13 protein-coding genes and 1 rRNA gene are annotated in these 16,541 nt (G+C 70.7%); 8 read left to right on the top strand and 6 right to left on the bottom strand.

The annotated features are described in order from the left end of the window. A 5S ribosomal RNA gene (gene rrf / locus ACFWYS_RS32165) occupies positions 1-84 on the top strand; the annotation flags it as partial. Between the two features lie 110 nt (positions 85-194). Here the strand turns inward: rrf and ACFWYS_RS32170 are convergent. Genes ACFWYS_RS32170 through ACFWYS_RS32190 form a run of 5 tightly spaced genes read right to left on the bottom strand, consistent with a single transcriptional unit; the run spans position 195 to position 5,826 of the window. Further along, positions 195-1,505, bottom strand: coding sequence for a DUF58 domain-containing protein (locus tag ACFWYS_RS32170; protein WP_384776378.1), 1,311 nt, complete (start codon positions 1,503-1,505; stop codon positions 195-197). Beyond that, the gene (locus ACFWYS_RS32175; protein ID WP_384776525.1) at positions 1,505-2,494 is read right to left on the bottom strand and encodes an AAA family ATPase; all 990 of its coding nucleotides are present in this window, start codon (positions 2,492-2,494) and stop codon (positions 1,505-1,507) included. Before ACFWYS_RS32175 ends, ACFWYS_RS32170 begins: the two co-directional genes overlap by 1 nt. Continuing rightward, on the bottom strand, positions 2,494-3,696 hold the full coding sequence (locus ACFWYS_RS32180) for a DUF4350 domain-containing protein (RefSeq protein ID WP_384776380.1): 1,203 nt from the start codon (positions 3,694-3,696) through the stop codon (positions 2,494-2,496). The genes ACFWYS_RS32175 and ACFWYS_RS32180 overlap by 1 nt, the downstream gene beginning before the upstream one ends. Further along, a complete protein-coding gene (locus tag ACFWYS_RS32185) occupies positions 3,693-4,502 on the bottom strand; it encodes a DUF4129 domain-containing protein (RefSeq protein ID WP_384776382.1) in 810 nt (269 codons plus the stop codon). The genes ACFWYS_RS32180 and ACFWYS_RS32185 overlap by 4 nt, the downstream gene beginning before the upstream one ends. A gap of 4 nt (positions 4,503-4,506) precedes the next feature. Next, complete coding sequence (locus ACFWYS_RS32190) at positions 4,507-5,826, bottom strand: glycerophosphoryl diester phosphodiesterase membrane domain-containing protein (protein ID WP_384776384.1); 1,320 nt, start codon at positions 5,824-5,826, stop codon at positions 4,507-4,509. A 140-nt stretch (positions 5,827-5,966) separates the two neighbouring features. On the opposite strand from ACFWYS_RS32190, the gene mtnA reads away from it, so the two are divergent. The 7 genes from mtnA to ACFWYS_RS32225 all read left to right on the top strand — a co-directional run bounded on the left by mtnA (position 5,967) and on the right by ACFWYS_RS32225 (position 15,108). After that, complete coding sequence (gene mtnA, locus ACFWYS_RS32195; protein WP_384776386.1) at positions 5,967-7,118, top strand: S-methyl-5-thioribose-1-phosphate isomerase; 1,152 nt, start codon at positions 5,967-5,969, stop codon at positions 7,116-7,118. A gap of 161 nt (positions 7,119-7,279) precedes the next feature. Further along, positions 7,280-7,969, top strand: coding sequence for a two-component system response regulator MtrA (gene mtrA, locus ACFWYS_RS32200; protein WP_272124745.1), 690 nt, complete (start codon positions 7,280-7,282; stop codon positions 7,967-7,969). A 1-nt stretch (position 7,970) separates the two neighbouring features. Continuing rightward, a complete protein-coding gene (gene mtrB / locus ACFWYS_RS32205; protein ID WP_384776388.1) occupies positions 7,971-10,052 on the top strand; it encodes an MtrAB system histidine kinase MtrB in 2,082 nt (693 codons plus the stop codon). Continuing rightward, positions 10,042-11,883: an LpqB family beta-propeller domain-containing protein gene (locus ACFWYS_RS32210; protein WP_384776390.1), complete on the top strand. Its 1,842-nt coding sequence runs from the start codon at positions 10,042-10,044 to the stop codon at positions 11,881-11,883. The genes mtrB and ACFWYS_RS32210 overlap by 11 nt, the downstream gene beginning before the upstream one ends. Before the next feature lie 233 nt (positions 11,884-12,116). Further along, entirely contained in the window at positions 12,117-13,151 is a 1,035-nt protein-coding gene (locus ACFWYS_RS32215; protein ID WP_384776392.1) for a ComF family protein, read from the top strand. 315 nt (positions 13,152-13,466) lie between these two features. Continuing rightward, positions 13,467-14,159, top strand: coding sequence for a ribosome hibernation-promoting factor, HPF/YfiA family (gene hpf / locus ACFWYS_RS32220; protein ID WP_384776527.1), 693 nt, complete (start codon positions 13,467-13,469; stop codon positions 14,157-14,159). 202 nt (positions 14,160-14,361) lie between these two features. Continuing rightward, positions 14,362-15,108 carry a response regulator transcription factor gene (locus ACFWYS_RS32225; RefSeq protein ID WP_030951627.1) on the top strand — a complete coding sequence of 249 codons (747 nt, stop codon included), beginning with the start codon at positions 14,362-14,364 and terminating at the stop codon, positions 15,106-15,108. Positions 15,109-15,194: 86 nt separating this feature from the next. Here the strand turns inward: ACFWYS_RS32225 and ACFWYS_RS32230 are convergent, their stop codons facing one another. Continuing rightward, on the bottom strand, positions 15,195-16,367 hold the full coding sequence (locus ACFWYS_RS32230) for a winged helix-turn-helix domain-containing protein (protein WP_384776394.1): 1,173 nt from the start codon (positions 16,365-16,367) through the stop codon (positions 15,195-15,197). Between the last annotated feature and the right edge of the window lie 174 nt (positions 16,368-16,541).

Genomic DNA, 16,541 nt, shown 5'->3' on the forward strand with positions numbered 1-16,541 from the left:
TACATTCCGAACCCGGAAGCTAAGCCTTACAGCGCCGATGGTACTGCAGGGGGGACCCTGTGGGAGAGTAGGACACCGCCGAACAAATTTTGAGAGAGCCCCCGGCCGGGGATACCGGTCCGGGGGCTTTCTGCATTTCCGGACCACACACCAATTGCGGTTCCAAGGGAGAGCCCATCAGGCTCCCCCTTGGATTACAGACGCCCCGCCGTCTTAAGTGCCAAATATGCGTCCGCCAGTGCCGGTGCGAGTGCTTCCGGGGTTGCGTCGACGACCGTGACGCCGTGCCGGCGGAGTTGTTCCGCTGTGCGGTGGCGTTCGTTCTGGGCCTGGGCGGCGGCTGCGGCCTCGTACACGGAGTCCGTGTTTCCGCGTGCGGTTGCCATGCGCGCGATGTGGGGGTCCGCCACTGATGCCAACAGGACGGTGTGGCGCTGAGTGAGTTGTGGCAGGACGGGGAGCAGGCCCTCTTCGATCGGGGCGGCGTCCAGGGTGGTCAGCAGCACAATCAGGGAGTGGCGGGGCGCTGTCCGGAGGGACATCGCCGTAAGGCCTCGGGAGTCCGTTTCGACCAGCTCGGGTTCGAGTGTGGCCATCGCGTTGACCAGGGAGGGGAGCACGTCGCCTGCTGCGCGGCCCTGGACGAGTGCGCGTACTCGGCGGTCGTAGGCGAGGAGGTCGACGCGGTCGCCGGCCCGGGAGGCGAGGGCGGCCAGGAGCAGGGCTGCGTCCAGGGAGGCGTCGAGGCGTGGGGCGTCGCCGACTCGTCCTGCTGAGGTTCGGCCGGTGTCCAGGACGAGGAGGATGTGGCGGTCGCGTTCGGGGCGCCAGGTGCGTACGGCGACCGTGGACTGGCGGGCGGTGGCGCGCCAGTCGATGGAGCGGGTGTCGTCGCCGGGGACGTATTCGCGCAGGCTGTCGAATTCTGTGCCTTCGCCGCGCGTGAGCACGCTGGTGCGGCCGTCGAGTTCGCGCAGGCGGGCCAGTTTGGAGGGCAGGTGCTTGCGGCTGGTGAAGGGGGGAAGGACGCGTACCGTCCAGGGGACTTTGTGGGTGCCCTGGCGGGAGAAGAGGCCCAGGGGGCCGTATGAGCGGATCGTCACGCGGTCGGCCTCGCGGTCACCGCGGCGGGTGGGGCGTAGGCGGGTGGTCATACGGCGGCGTTCGCCGGCGGGGATGCTCATGCGCTGGCGGGAGGCCGCCACCTCTGTGCCGGGCTGCCAGCTGCTCGGGGGCCAGGCGTCGCGGATGTGGGCGCGGAGCGGGCGGCGGGACGGGTTGGTGATCGTGAGGGTGACGTCGGCTGTTTCGCCGAGGCGTACTGAGGTGTCGCCGGAGCGGGTCAGGCCGAGGCGTCGTACGGGTGCCGCCAGAGCGAAGTCGCAGGCGCAGGCTGCGGCCAAGGGGGCGTTGACGGCGAGGATGCCTGTCCAGCTGGGGTCCCAGATGCCTACGGGGAGGGAGCCTAGGGCCGCGAGGAGTGCGGCGCGTCCGGTGAATGCCATCAGCGAGGGACGGGGACGTGGGTGAGGATCGCGTTGATGACTGAGTCGGCCGTGACGCCTTCCATTTCGGCCTCCGGGCGGAGTTGCACGCGGTGGCGGAGGGCGGGGAGGGCCAGTGCCTTGACGTCGTCGGGGATGACGTAGTCGCGGCCGGTCAGCCAGGCCCAGGCGCGGGCGGCGGCCAGGAGGGCTGTGGCGCCGCGTGGGGAGACTCCGAGGGTGAGGGAGGGGGACTCGCGGGTGGCTCGGCAGATGTCGACGACGTAGGCCGTGATCTCCGGGGAGATCGTCGTCTTGGCCACCGCCGCGCGTGCGGCCTCAAGGTCTGCGGGGCCCGCAACGGGGCGTACGCCGGCGGCGTGCAGGTCGCGCGGGTTGAAGCCCTCGGCGTGGCGGGTGAGGACGTTGATCTCGTCCTGGCGGGAGGGGAGCGGGATCGTGAGTTTGAGGAGGAAACGGTCCAGCTGGGCTTCGGGGAGGGGGTACGTGCCCTCGTACTCCACCGGGTTCTGAGTGGCGGCGACCAGGAACGGTTCGGGGAGCGGACGGGGCGTGCCGTCGACCGTGACCTGGCGTTCCTCCATGGCCTCCAGCAGCGACGACTGGGTCTTGGGCGGGGTGCGGTTGATCTCGTCCGCGAGGAGGAGGTTGGTGAAGACCGGGCCGGGCTGGAAGGAGAACTCTGCGGTGCGGGTGTCGTAGACGAGGGAGCCCGTCACATCGCTCGGCATGAGGTCGGGGGTGAACTGGACGCGTTTGGTGTCGAGTTCGAGTGCGGATGCGAGGGCGCGGACGAGCAACGTTTTGGCGACCCCGGGGACTCCTTCTAGTAGTACGTGTCCGCGGCAGAGGAGGGCGACGACGAGACCGGTCACGGCGGGGTCCTGGCCGACCACGGCTTTGGCGATCTCGGCGCGCAGGGCCTCCAGGGAGGCACGGGCGGTGCCCGGGTCCCCGGTGTTCCCGGCGTTGTCAGTGGTCGGGTCCATCATGGACGGCGTACCTCTCTTTCGAGGGCGTCGAGTTGGTCTGCGAGGGAGATGAGGGCCGTGTCGTCGCTGGGCGGCGGGCCGAAGAGGAGAGAGTGCAGGGCCTGTCCGTCTCCGTGGTTGTGGAGGCGGGCGGACAGAGCGGGGAGCAGGGTCTCGGGCGTGTGTGCCTGGGAGACGGGGACACCTACGAGGGGGGCGAGGCGGGTGCGGCTGGTGGAGCGAAGAGCGGCGGCCGCGCGGTCGCGGGCGTTGGCCTTGCGATAGAGGCGGGCGCGGCCTTCGACGGTTTCGGAGGCGCGGATCGCCACGGGGAGTTTTTCGGGCACCAGGGGGCCCAGTCGGCGTGCCCGCCAGAGGGCGGCCAGGGCTGCGGCGATGAAGAGCTGCAGGGTGCCCCAGATCCAGCCTGAGGGAAGCAGGTCGAAAAGGCTGCGTTCGTCGTCCGTGTCGGTGTTCGACGCGTCGGAGAGCGAGGGGAGGTACCAGACCAAATGCGGGCGGGAGCCGAGGAGTTGGAGGGCGAGCGAGGCGTTGCCCTGCTCGTCGAGGTGATCGTTGTGGAGGATGTCGGGCGCGCCGAGGACGATGGTGTCGCCGCCCCCGCTCTTCGCCGGGACGCGCAGCAGGGTGGCCAGGCGTTCGCTGGGGTAGCACTCGTCGGCGCCGCGGTGGGTGGTGCTGTAGCGGATGCCGCCCAGGTCGGCGGTGCCCGCTCGCTGGGCGGCGGGCAGGGCGCAGTTGGGGGAGAGTACCGAGTCGAGGCTGGTGGCCGGGTCCGCGGTGACTCCGGGGACGAGCCTTTCGACGGACCAGCCGCCGGGGGCGACGAGGACGCTACGGCCGCCGGACGCGGCGGTCGCCGATCGCAGCGACGTCTGTTGACGGTGCGTCAGCAGGTCGGGGACGGCGACCAGGAGGGTGGTGTCCGCACCCGCTGCGGAGCGTGCCTCGTCCAGGGTGGTGACCACGCGTGTGTCCACGCCGCGGTCGGCGAGGAGTTCGGCCACGGCCCTGCTGCCCTGGGGGTCGGCGGAGCGTGGGTCGAGGGCGCCGTGCTGGGTGTCGGAGCGGATCGTGGCGATTGCGACGGCCGCCGCCAGCAGGAGTACGACGGCGAAGGCGATGCCTCGCGTGCGGGTCCATACCTGGCGTGCGGTGGGCGAGGCCGAGGTGGACGGGAGCGTGGCCTCGGTGGTCATTCGGCGGCCCCCTGGCGGGCGTTGTGGGCCGTGCTGGGGGCGCTGCTCGCGAGCTGTGGCTTGCTGCTCTCCAGGTCGCGGTCGAGTGCGGCGATGCTCTGGTACGCCTGCTGGGTCGCTGCCCGTCCGCCGTATGTGACGTCGTCGAAGTCCCGGGCGGCCGCGCGCAGTCGGTCCGTGTGGGAGGGCAGCGAGCGGCCTGCTTCGGCGGCGGCCTCGTCAGCGGTGCGGCCGGGGCGGACGTCGAGGAGGGCGCGCTCCTCAAGGGAGCGGACGATGGCGCGCATGCGTTCCTGGACGGCCTGGTTCCAGTGGCCTTGGGCGGCGTGTGCTTCGGCGGCGGCCCGGTGCTCGGCGGCGCTGCGGGGGCGGTCGTCGAACAGCGCGGCGGAGGAGGTGGGTTGGGGGCGCGGGGTGCCCAGGCGCCACCACAGGGCACCGATGACCGCGATGACGACCAGGATGACGACGACCAGGCCGAGGGTTCCGCCCGGCGTCGCGGTCGAGGCGCTGTTGAACAGGTCCTCGACCCACTCCCAGAAGGCGTCCAAGGCGCGCTGGAACCAGCTGGGTTCGTTCTCGTGGTACATGCGCTTGGACAGCTCGCGCCGGGCCGCCTCGCGCGCTGGATCACGCGGGATCGTCAGCGGTGGCTCGTCGTCGGAGCGCGCCAGCAGTGACAGTACGGCCGTGTCGCCGGAGTGCGACAGCGCCCGCACCGCGGTGCCGCCGGAGCGCACCAACGCGCGTCCGGCCGCGTCCGGCAAGGCTGACGCCGTTGTGAGAACTCCCCCCGCCAGGCTCACCGGTTCAGCTCCCCGGAGTGTCGGTGCCGTAGCCCTGGACGCCGGCTGCGCGGGCCAGTTCGAGGTCGAGGGCCTCGCGGCGGATGCGCTGGTCGATGTAGAGCAGGACGGTGACGCCGGCCGTGATCGGGAAGGTGATCATGGAGCCGATCACCGAGCCGACGCCGCTGATGATCAGGAACGTCCAGCCGAGGTCGGTGGTGCCGTCGAGGAAGCTGCCGGCGCCGTCGCCGCTGAGGGCGGCGGCCAGGAAGGTGAAGGGGATGACGACGATCGCCGCGACGACGTTGGCGATGATCGTGGCGAGCAACTGGATGCCGAAAACACGCCACCAGGAGCCGCGGACCAGCTTCGCGGACCGGCTCAACGCCTTCACGATGCCCTGCTTCTCCAGCATCAGCGCGGGCGAGGCGAGGGAGAAGCGGAACCACAACCACACCGCGACGATGCCGGCGCCGAGGCTGCCCAGGACGGCGAGGGCCGCGCCCCCTTCACCGGCGCCCGAGGCCGCTACGAGGATGCCGGGCACAGCGCCCACGACCACCAGGCCGATAGTCATGAGCAACAGCAGGAAGAGCAGGCCGAAGAGGCGCGGTACCTGAGGGCGGGCGTCGCGCCAGGCCTCGCCGGTGGACACCGACTTGCCGAGCACCGCGCGGCTGGTGACGGTCGTCAGCAGGGCGGTCGCGACGATCGCTCCGATCACCGAGACCAGGAAGAGCACGCTGGAGCTGAGCATGGCGTCGCCGAGGGCGTCGGTCAGCTCGCTGAGGGTGGCGCTCGGGTCGTTGAGGGCCTCGGTGCTGGTGTAGTCGTTCAGGACGAAGCCCTGAAGGAGGATGACCAGGATCTCCGTCACGATGGCGACGGTCAGCGAAATGCCCAGGACCGTGCGCCAGTAGGTGCGCATCGTGGAGACCGCGCCGTCGAGAATCTCGCCGACGCCGAGTGGGCGCAGCGGGATCACGCCGGGCTTGGCAGCGGGCGGGGGGCCGCCCCAGCCGCTGCCCCAGGCGCCGTATCCGCCCGGGGGGCCGTAGCCCGGGTGGCCGCCGCCGGGGCCGACGGGAGGGCGGGCGCCCCAGCCGGGGCCGGGCGGTGGCGGCGGTGGGGTCTGGCCGGGAGCCTGGGGCCCGGTCGGAGCGGACCACTGGCCGGGTGGCGGCTGCTCCTTGGACCACTTCGGGCCGGGGCCCTGTGGGTCCGCTCCCGGCTGCTGCGCGGGGTCGGGGCGGTCTGCGGGCTCGGCAGGGCCGGACGCGCCGGGCTCCTGTCCGTCGGACGGGGCGGATCCGGGCGAGGCCCAGCCCGGAGTGTCTTTCATCGTCGCTCCTTCACGGTGCCCGTCCGCGGTCGCGGTGGCAGGTTGGCAGCCATCGTGCCATGGGGTGGTCGGCGAGGTACCGGCCGCGGTATGGGCTGCACACCTTCAATTGTCCGCCGTACAAGGGGCAGACTGACCGCATGGCTGATCAGTACGCGCAATCCGGCGAGGACAAGAAGCCGACCGGGATACCGGCGATCCGGTGGGACGAGCCACCCGAGGGCCCAGTTCTGGTGCTTCTCGACCAGACGAGGCTGCCGGCCGAGGAGGTCGAACTGGTCTGTACGGACGCGCCCGCGCTGGTGGAGGCGATCCGTTCGCTCGCCGTGCGCGGGGCGCCGCTGCTCGGTATCGCCGGGGCGTACGGTGTCGCGCTCGCCGCCGTACGCGGCTTCGACGTGGACGCTGCCGCGGAATCGCTGGCGGGTGCCCGGCCCACCGCGGTGAATCTCGCTGTCGGCGTGCGACGGGCCCAGTCCGCCTACCGTGCCGAACTCGCGCGCAGCGGCGATGTCGAGCAGGCCGCCGCGGAGGCGCTGGGCGCGGCGCGGGCGTTGCACGAGGAGGACGCCGAGGCCAGTGCACGGATGGCCGAGCGGGGACTGGCGCTGCTGGACGAACTGTTGCCGGGCGGCGGGCATCGCGTTCTCACGCACTGCAACACCGGGGCGCTGGTGTCGGGCGGGGAGGGCACGGCGTTCGCGGTGGCGCTCGCGGCGCACCGGGCCGGGCGGCTCAGGCGGTTGTGGGTGGACGAGACCCGGCCGTTGCTGCAAGGGGCGCGCCTGACGGCGTACGAGGCCGCGCGCAATGGAATGGCGTACACCTTGCTCACGGACAACGCGGCGGGTTCGCTGTTCGCGGCCGGCGAGGTGGACGCGGTGCTGATCGGGGCGGACCGGATCGCTGCCGACGGGTCGGTGGCGAACAAGGTGGGGAGTTATCCGCTGGCGGTGCTCGCGCGGTACCACCATGTGCCGTTCATCGTGGTGGCGCCGCTGACGACGGTGGATCCGGAGACGCCGGACGGGGCGTCCATCGAGGTCGAGCAGCGGCCGGGATTCGAGGTCACCGCGGTCATGGCGCCCCAGGTGCCGGTGGTGGGGGCGGAGCCGGGTGGCGGGATTCCGGTGGCGCCGCTGGGGACGCAGGCGTACAACCCGGCGTTCGATGTGACGCCGCCCGAGCTGGTGACCGCGATCGTCACCGAGGAGGGAGCTGTGTCGCCTGTGACAGCTGAGGCGCTGGCGGAGATGTGTGCCAGGTCGAGGCAGGTGACACAGACGTTGTGACGTAGAGGTTCGAACCAGTCGAGCGGGCAAGCTGGGGCGAACCTGCTCAAAGGTCACACTCTGTGATGTGAGCGAGGGCAGACAGTGGCGACTCCGTACGACTAAGGTCACTGGCCGGTGACCTACCTCACCTGAGCCTTCGCCACTGTTATGAGAATGGGATGATGGCATCCATGAAGGGACGAGTCCTTGTCGTCGACGACGACACCGCACTGGCCGAGATGCTCGGCATCGTGCTGCGTGGTGAAGGTTTTGAGCCGTCTTTCGTAGCCGACGGCGACAAGGCGCTGGCCGCATTCCGGGAGACCAAGCCGGATCTTGTGCTGCTGGACCTGATGCTGCCCGGGCGGGACGGTATCGAGGTGTGCCGTCTGATCAGGGCGGAGTCCGGAGTGCCGATCGTGATGCTCACGGCCAAGAGCGACACCGTGGACGTGGTGGTCGGTCTTGAGTCCGGCGCGGACGACTACATCGTGAAGCCGTTCAAGCCGAAGGAGCTTGTCGCCCGGATCAGGGCGCGGCTCAGGAGGTCGGAGGAGCCGGCGCCCGAGCAGCTGGCCATCGGTGACCTCGTCATCGATGTGGCCGGGCACTCCGTGAAGCGGGACGGGCAGTCCATCGCGTTGACGCCGCTGGAGTTCGACCTGCTGGTCGCGCTGGCCCGCAAGCCGTGGCAGGTGTTCACGCGTGAGGTGCTCCTTGAGCAGGTGTGGGGCTACCGGCACGCGGCCGACACGCGTCTGGTCAATGTGCATGTGCAGCGACTGCGTTCCAAGGTCGAGAAGGACCCGGAGCGTCCGGAGATCGTGGTGACGGTTCGCGGCGTCGGCTACAAGGCAGGGCCGAGCTGACATGTCCGGGGACAGTGCCGCTTCGGCCCCCGGTCGGACCGGGGCCCGTCCGGAGCGGCCTGTCGGCCGGAAGGAGGCGGGCTCCCGCTGGGGACGGTTCCTTGAGGGCGGGCTGCTGCAGGGCGGAGTCCAGGGCAGCCCCGTGCTTCGGCTCGTGCTGCGCTGGGTGCGCCGGCCGCTGCTGCCCGTCATGCGGTTGTGGCGGCGCAACATCCAGCTCAAGGTCGTCGCCACGACCCTGCTGATGTCGCTGGGTGTTGTTCTGCTGCTGGGCTTCGTGGTCATCGGGCAGGTGCGCAACGGCCTGCTGGACGCCAAGGTGAAGGCCTCGCAGAGCCAGGCCACGGGCGGGTTCGCGGCGGCCAAGCAGCGGGCGGACGAGGCGGCGGCCGGGACCGCCGACGACGGCTCGACGGTGGACGAGCGTTCCGACCAGAACGTCATCCAGTGGATGAGTGATCTCGTGTCCTCGCTGTCCAGCGGCGGACAGGGCGCCTTCGAGGTCGTGACGCTCCCGGCCTCCGCGGGGAGTGACACCGGTGGGCGTGGCCGGCGTGCCTCCGGCGGTGTGGACCCGACTGCGAGCGTGCCCGAGGCACTGCGCGAGCGGATCGACAGTGCGACAGGGGCGTTCCAGAGCTACACCCGCATCGTCTACCAGCCCACCGCGCACAAGGATTCCCAGCCTGCGCTGGTGATCGGCAAGCAGGTCAACGACCCCAACGGCGACCCGTACCAGCTCTACTACCTCTTCCCGCTCGCCCAGGAGGAGAAGTCGCTGAGCCTGGTCAAGGGGACGCTCGCCACCGCCGGACTCTTCGTGGTCGTACTGCTCGGGGCCATCGCCTGGCTCGTGGTGCGGCAGGTCGTCACGCCGGTGCGGATGGCGGCCGGGATCGCCGAGCGGCTGTCGGCCGGGCGTCTGCAGGAGCGGATGAAGGTCACCGGTGAGGACGACATCGCCCGGCTCGGTGAGGCCTTCAACAAGATGGCGCAGAACCTCCAGCTGAAGATCCAGCAGCTGGAGGACCTGTCGCGGATGCAGCGGCGGTTCGTGTCCGACGTGTCGCACGAGTTGCGGACGCCGCTGACGACGGTGCGTATGGCCGCCGACGTCATCCACGAGGCGCGGGAGGACTTCGATCCGGTGACCGCGCGGTCGGCGGAACTGCTCGCCGACCAGCTGGACCGGTTCGAGTCACTGCTCGCCGACCTGCTGGAGATCAGCCGCTTCGACGCGGGCGCGGCGGCGCTGGAGGCCGAGCCGATCGACCTCAGGGAGGTCGTACGGCGCGTCGTCACCGGGGCCGAGCCCCTCGCCGAGCGCAAGGGCACTCAGATACGGATCCTCGGCGACCAGCAGCCCGTCGTCGCCGAGGCCGATGCCCGGCGTGTGGAGCGTGTGCTGCGCAACCTCGTCGTCAACGCCGTCGAGCACGGCGAGGGCCGGGACGTCGTCGTCAAGCTCGCGGCTGCGGGCGGGGCGGTCGCGGTCGCCGTGCGTGACTACGGCGTCGGGCTCAAGCCCGGCGAGGCGACCCGGGTCTTCAGCCGCTTCTGGCGGGCCGATCCGGCACGCGCGCGTACTACGGGCGGTACGGGGCTGGGGCTGTCCATCGCCCTGGAGGACGCGCGGCTGCACGGCGGCTGGCTGCAGGCGTGGGGCGAGCCGGGCGGCGGATCGCAGTTCCGGCTGACGCTGCCGCGGACCGCGGACGAGCCGCTGCGGGGGTCTCCGATACCCCTGGAGCCCAAGGACTCGCGACGCAATCGTGGACTTAATGACGCCGGTCTGCCGAGCGGTGGCGGTGAGAAGGCCGCGACGGTGCCGTCGCAGCCCACGGGGGACCCGGGGCCTTCGATGCCGTCGAGGGACCCGTTCGCCGCGCGGCTGGGTGCGGCGGCCCCCAAGGCCGATCCGACGGCGCTGCCCGGGAACGGCGCGCGCGTGGTTCCCCGCCCCGCCTCGGGCGCGCGGCAGCAGGACGACGACAGACCCGGCGCGGAAGGGCCGCCGTCGAGCGAGGAAGCCGGGCGGGACGAGGAGCCGAACAAGCAGGGGGAGGCATTTCGTGGGCGCTGACCGCGAAGGGGGCGCCCGGCGCAGCCTGGGCCGCGCGGGGGTGTACGCCGCCTGTGGTGCCGTACTGCTGGCAGGGTGCGCCTCGATGCCCGACAGCGGCGATCTGCGGGGCGTCGAGTCCACGCCGCGTCAGGACACACAGGTGCGGGTCTTCGCCATGCCGCCGCACGACGACGCTTCGGCCCCGGAGATCGTCTCCGGCTTCCTGGAGGCGCTGACCAGCGACGATCCCGACTACGAGATAGCTCGCAAGTACCTGACCCAGGAAGCGTCGGACAAGTGGCGGCCCTTGCTGTCCACGACGGTGCTCGCCGACGGACCGGGCATCGAAGCGGACCATGTGGGAGCCCGGGAGGACGGCGACAGCCTCTCGTACACGCTGACCGGCGCCAGGGTCGCGACGGTCGACGCGCAGCAGTCGTACGCGCCCGCTCGCGGTGACTACAGCGAGATGATGCACCTCACCCGCGACAAGAAGACCAAGCAGTGGCGTATCGACGTGCCACCGCGCGGTGTCGTCATGGGCAAGTCGGACTTCCAGCGCAACTACATGTCCGTCGACAAGTACTACTTCGCCACGAACACCACGCTCGGCACCTCCCCGCACACGGCGGCCGTCGCCGATCCCGTCTATGTGCGCAGGAACGTGGACCCCATGACGGAGATGGTGCGCTCCCTGCTCAAGGGCCCCACCAGCTGGCTCAACCCGGTGGTCAGGTCGAGCTTCCCCACCGGTACGGCGCTGACGAAGGGCACCGCCTCGCTGCCGCCGGACGACCAGAACCGGCTGACGGTGCCGTTGAACGACAAGGCGGCCCGGGTCGGGCTGACCCAGTGCAACGAGATGGCGGCGCAGCTGCTGTTCACCCTGCAGAACCTCACTCCCACGGTCGACGAGGTCGAACTGCGGGCCGGTGGCAGGCAGCTGTGTGCGCTGACCGAGGACCGGGCGGAGGCCGTCGCCGCGCGTGGGTCGGTGCAGCGCGCCGAGTATCTGTACTTCCTCAACGACAAGCACCGGCTCGTACGGCTGCCGGCCGCCACCAAGGACACGGAGGCCACGCCGGTGCCGGGTGCGCTCGGCGAGGGCGACGCGGAAATGAAGTCGGTGGCCGTGTCGCGTGATGAGGACATGGCGGCCGGGGTCGGTCTCGACGGCAAGAACCTGTATGTCGGCGCGCTGGTGTCGGGCGGTCCGCTGGGCGATCCCGAGCTGACCAGCGCGGGCAGGACGGAGGAGGAGCGGCTGTCGGCGCCCAGCTGGGACGCACAGGGCGATCTGTGGGTGGCTGACCGCAACCCCGACGATCCGCGGCTGTTGCTGCTGAAGGAGGGCGTCGGCGATCCGCTGGTGGTGAAGACGCCGCCGGGGCTGGAGGGGCGCATCGAGTCCGTCCGGGTGGCCGCCGACGGGGTGCGGATCGCGCTGGTGGTGAAGCAGGGCGACAAGTCGTCGCTGCTCATCGGGCGGATCGAGCACGGCGAGGGTGGCAAGGCCGGGGAGGACGCGGCCGTCTCCGTGCACGAACTGCGTTCCGCGACGCCCGAGTTGGAGGAGGTCACCGCCATGTCGTGGGCCGGTGACAGTCGGCTCGTGGTGGCGGGGCGTGAGCGGGGCGGCGTCCAGACGATGCGGTATGCCCAGGTCGACGGCTCGACGCCGGAGGGGCCGGTGCCCGCGGCCCTCAGCGGCGTGAAGGAGATCACCGCGTCCGAGGACGCACGGTTGCCGCTGGTCGGCTACTCGGAGGACGGGATCGTACGGCTGCCGTCCGGGATGCAGTGGCAGAAGGTGGTGACGGACGGGACGGCTCCGGTTTATCCGGGGTGAGCCGTTGAGGTTCGCGGACGGGCGCTTGGCGGCCGCTTCCGGCTGGGGTGTGACCCCGGCTGGAGGCGGCCGCTCTTTGTGGTGTGGGGTGGGCGTCCGGTTCTTGCTCGGCGGGGTGGGAATGCGGCGTGGCTGTGGGGCGGACGGGGGCGGCTGCGTAGTGGCCGGAGTTATCCACAGGTAGTTATCCACAGGGGTGGCAGGTCGTCGCGGGCGTTGGCAGAGTGGTGGACATGCGGGGGTGGTGGCAGGACCTCACCGACCTGGTGCTACCGGCCGAGTGCGGAGGCTGTGGAAGGGCCCGCACGGTGCTCTGCCCGGAGTGCCGTGCCGTCCTGAGCGGGACCGCGCCGAGCCGGGTGCGACCGGTGCCGGAGCCGCCCGGGCTGCCCGTGGTGCACGCGGCGGCCCGGTACGCGGACGAGGTGCGGGCGCTGCTGCTGGCCCACAAGGAGCGCGGCGCGCTGGCGCTCGCGGCGCCGCTCGGGACGGCTCTGGCGGGGGCCGTGCGGGCGGGGCTGAGGGAGGCCTCGGGCTTTCGGGTACGGGGTGACGGCGCGGGGGCGTTCGGGAGTGCGGGCGCGCCCGTGCTGCTCGTACCCGTGCCGTCCGCGCGGGAGGCCGTGCGGGCGCGAGGGCATGATCCGGCGCGGCGGATCGCGTTCGCGGCCGCGGGGCAGCTGCGGCGGGCCGGGGTGCCTGCTCGGGCGCTCGCCGTGCTGCGGCAGCGGCGTGCCGTGGCCGATCAGTCGGGGCTCAACTCCCGCCAGCGGTTGGACAATCTCGCGGGCGCGTTGACGGTCGCTCCCGGGGGAGGCCGGCTGCTCGCCGGTGGTCCGGTCGTGCTCGTCGACGACCTGATGACGACGGGCGCATCCCTGGCGGAGGCGGCGCGTGCCGTGCGGGCGGCCTTGGAGGAGAGCGCGGGTTTCCGCAGGCCGCAGGGGATGGGCCCCCGGCGGCCGGTGGGAGTGGGCCGCGGTGGCGGCGCGGCGGAGGGGACGGGCGTATACGGCAGAACACAGGAGCGGAGGGACCCGTATGGATGGGGGAGCGGGGAGTTCGGAGCGTGCGGTGACGGGAGATCCGCTGTGTACCTGGCGGGAAGTCGGGAAAGCACTGAGGAACGGGGAGCCGGATCGACGGAGGGCGTGGTGCGGCGGACGCGAGAGATCCCGGGAATCATGGATGTCGGACGGGTCGGTGACCTGATCTGCGCGGCCGTGGTCGCCGCTGCACCGGATTCGTTCGAAATAAACCGGAACTGACCGCTGACTTGCATCGTTGCTGGTAATGAGAGGCTCAATTCACCTGAACGGAGGTACGCCGCAGTAGAGGGTGACGACATCCGTCCGGGCGAGATATGTTCGGTTGTGAGGGAAAGGCGCAGGCCATCCCCGTCATATCCGAATGCCGTGCCGCGGGTTTTGCGCAATGGCCCGCGGCCATGGGGTGGAGATCTTGCCCATGGGGGAGGAGGAGGTGGAAGTCACCGAGTCCGAGGTTCCGGGGTTCACCGGAGCCGGGTGCAAAAGGGAGATGCTCCGCCGATGGAGCGGAGTGATCCGGGAACGGAGTTCTGCGTGGACATCGTCGTCAAAGGCCGCAAGACCGAGGTGCCCGAGCGGTTCCGCAAGCACGTGGCCGAGAAGCTGAAGCTGGAGAAAATCCAGAGGCTCGATGCCAAGGTGATCAGCCTCGACGTCGAGGTGTCCAAGGAGCCCAACCCCCGACAGGCCGACCGCAGTGATCGAGTGGAGATCACGCTCCACTCCCGCGGTCCGGTGATCCGGGCGGAGGCAGCGGCCAGCGATCCGTACGCGGCACTCGACCTCGCGGCGGAGAAACTGGATGCCCGGCTGCGCAAGCAGCACGACAAGCGTTTCTCGCGCCGAGGTGCACGCCGACTCACGGCGGCCGAGGTCCCCGACCACGTTCCGGGCGCGGCGACGCTCAATGGGAACGGCCACAGCTTCCAGACGGAAGAACCGGACGGCATTCCCACCAAGAAGATCGGCTCGCTCGAAGTGAAGGGCGAAGGCCCTCTCGTCGTACGCGAGAAGACACACGTCGCCTCCCCGATGACCCTCGACCAGGCCCTCTACGAGATGGAGCTGGTCGGGCACGACTTCTACCTGTTCGTCGACTCCGAGACCAAGGAACCGAGTGTCGTCTACCGGCGGCACGCCTACGACTACGGCGTCATCCATCTCAGCACGGACCCCATGGTCACCCAGGCGCAGGCCCCCGCGGCAGGTGGCACGCTGGGCGGCTGATCCGTCCGGCTGGCAGCTGAGCCGGTGCCCCTGGAGCGCGTGTGCGCCCCCAGGGGCACCGGTGTGCGACCACTTCGCGCCCCGCTCGTCACCGTAGTGTCGGCCGGGCATGAAATCATGGCCGCACCGGCCCAACCGGTGGGCCGCTGCCTTGGGTTGGCGATGGCAAATGGACCAGCCACAGCCTTCAGGGGGAGGAACGATGGCGGACAGCTTCGGACCGATGCGGGACGAGGATGCCGACGGCGACGTTGTCGGCATGGGCCCGGACACGGGCTCTCCACGCAAGGAGCCGATCAGAGTCCTCGTCGTGGACGATCACGCCCTCTTCCGTCGTGGACTGGAGATCGTGCTCGCGGCGGAGGAGGACATCCAGGTCGTGGGGGAGGCGGGTGACGGCGCGGAGGCCGTCGACAAGGCCGCTGACCTGCTGCCGGACATCGTGCTGATGGATGTCCGCATGCCCAAGCGGGGCGGGATCGAGGCCTGCACCTCCATCAAGGAGGTGGCCCCCAGCGCGAAGATCATCATGCTGACGATCAGCGACGAGGAGGCCGACCTCTACGACGCGATCAAGGCCGGCGCGACCGGTTATCTCCTCAAGGAGATCTCCACGGACGAGGTGGCCACGGCCATCCGCGCGGTGGCCGACGGGCAGTCGCAGATCAGCCCGTCCATGGCGTCGAAGCTGCTCACCGAGTTCAAGTCGATGATCCAGCGGACGGACGAGCGTCGGCTCGTGCCCGCGCCTCGGCTGACGGACCGTGAGCTGGAGGTTCTCAAGCTCGTCGCCACCGGGATGAACAACCGCGACATCGCGAAGGAGTTGTTCATCTCCGAGAACACCGTGAAGAACCATGTGCGCAACATCCTGGAGAAGCTGCAGCTGCACTCCAGGATGGAGGCCGTGGTGTACGCGATGCGGGAGAAGATCCTGGAGATCCGCTGAAGCCGGGGTGCGGGGGTTCGGCGGGTCTGAGAGGCTTCGGCGGGTCTGAGGGGCACGCCACGACGTGGATCACGCCATGATGTGGATCACGCCACGATGCGAGTGAGCTCCTTGGTGAGTGGCTCGCGCAGCTCCGGTGCGTCGACCCGTTCCACCCGTACGTCCGTGCAGTCCACCCAGCTCGCCGCCTCGGCCAGGGCCTGGGCCACCGCTGGGACCGCCTTCGGGCCGTCCAGGGTGACCTGCTTGGCCACCAGCGTCCTGCCCTCGCGGGCCGGGTCCACGCGGCCGACGAGATGGCCGCCGGCCAGGACCGGCATCGCGAAGTAGCCGTAGACCCGCTTCTGCTTGGGGACGTAGGCCTCCAAGCGGTGGGTGAAGCCGAAGATGCGCTCCGTGCGGGCCCGTTCCCAGATCAGGGAGTCGAACGGGGACAGGAGTGTGGTGCGGTGGCGGCCGCGTGGGGGTGTCTCCAGGGCCGCGGGGTCGGCCCAGGCCGGCTTGCCCCAGCCCTCCACCGTGACCGGGACCAGGCCCGAGTCGGCGATCACCGCGTCCACCTGGTCGCCCTTGAGGCGGTGGTAGTCGGCGATGTCCGCGCGGGTGCCGACGCCGAGGGAGTTGCCTGCCAGCTGGACCAGGCGGCGTAGGCACTCGGTGTCGGTCAGGTCGTCGTGCAGCAGTGTCTGGGGGATGGCGCGTTCGGCGAGGTCGTAGACGCGCTTCCAGCCGCGGCGTTCCACGCAGACCACCTCGCCGTACATCAGGGCGCGTTCGACGGCGACCTTTGTGCCCGACCAGTCCCACCACTCGCTGGTTCGCTTGGCGCCGCCCAGGTCGGTTGCGGTGAGGGGGCCCTCGGTGCGGAGCTGTTTGATGACCTGGTCGTAGGCGCCGTCGGGGAGTTCGTGGTTCCAGTGGGGGCGGTTGCGGTATGCGCGGCGGCGGAAGGCGAAGTGGGGCCATTCCTCCGCCGGGAGGATGCAGGCGGCGTGGGACCAGTACTCGAAGGCGTGGGTGTCCGTCCAGTAGGCGTCTTCGACTGTCTTGCGGCCTACCGCGCCCAGGCGGGCGTAGGGGATGAGTTCGTGGGAGCGGGCCAGGACGGAGATGGTGTCGAGTTGGACCGCGCCCAGGTGACGGAGTATGCCGCGGACGCCTGAGCGGCGGTTGGGGGTGCCGAGGAAGCCTTGGGCTCTCAGGGCGATTCGGCGGGCTTCGTCTGCCGAGAGGGTGGTCGTGGGGCGCGGGGTCGTCATGGGATCGGACGATAAAGGGTGGGACTGACAGTGGGGGGTGAGCTGGGGGTTTGTGGGGAGGGTGGGGGTGCGCGGTGGTTGCTGTCGGGGGTTTCGCCCCCGCCGCCCCTACCCGTCCCATCCTCCAGGGGTGCTGCCCCTTCGACCCCGACTGGTCCAGGGGCTCTGCCCCTG

The organism is Streptomyces sp. NPDC059010 (assembly GCF_042740355.1).
Lineage (GTDB): Bacteria > Actinomycetota > Actinomycetes > Streptomycetales > Streptomycetaceae > Streptomyces.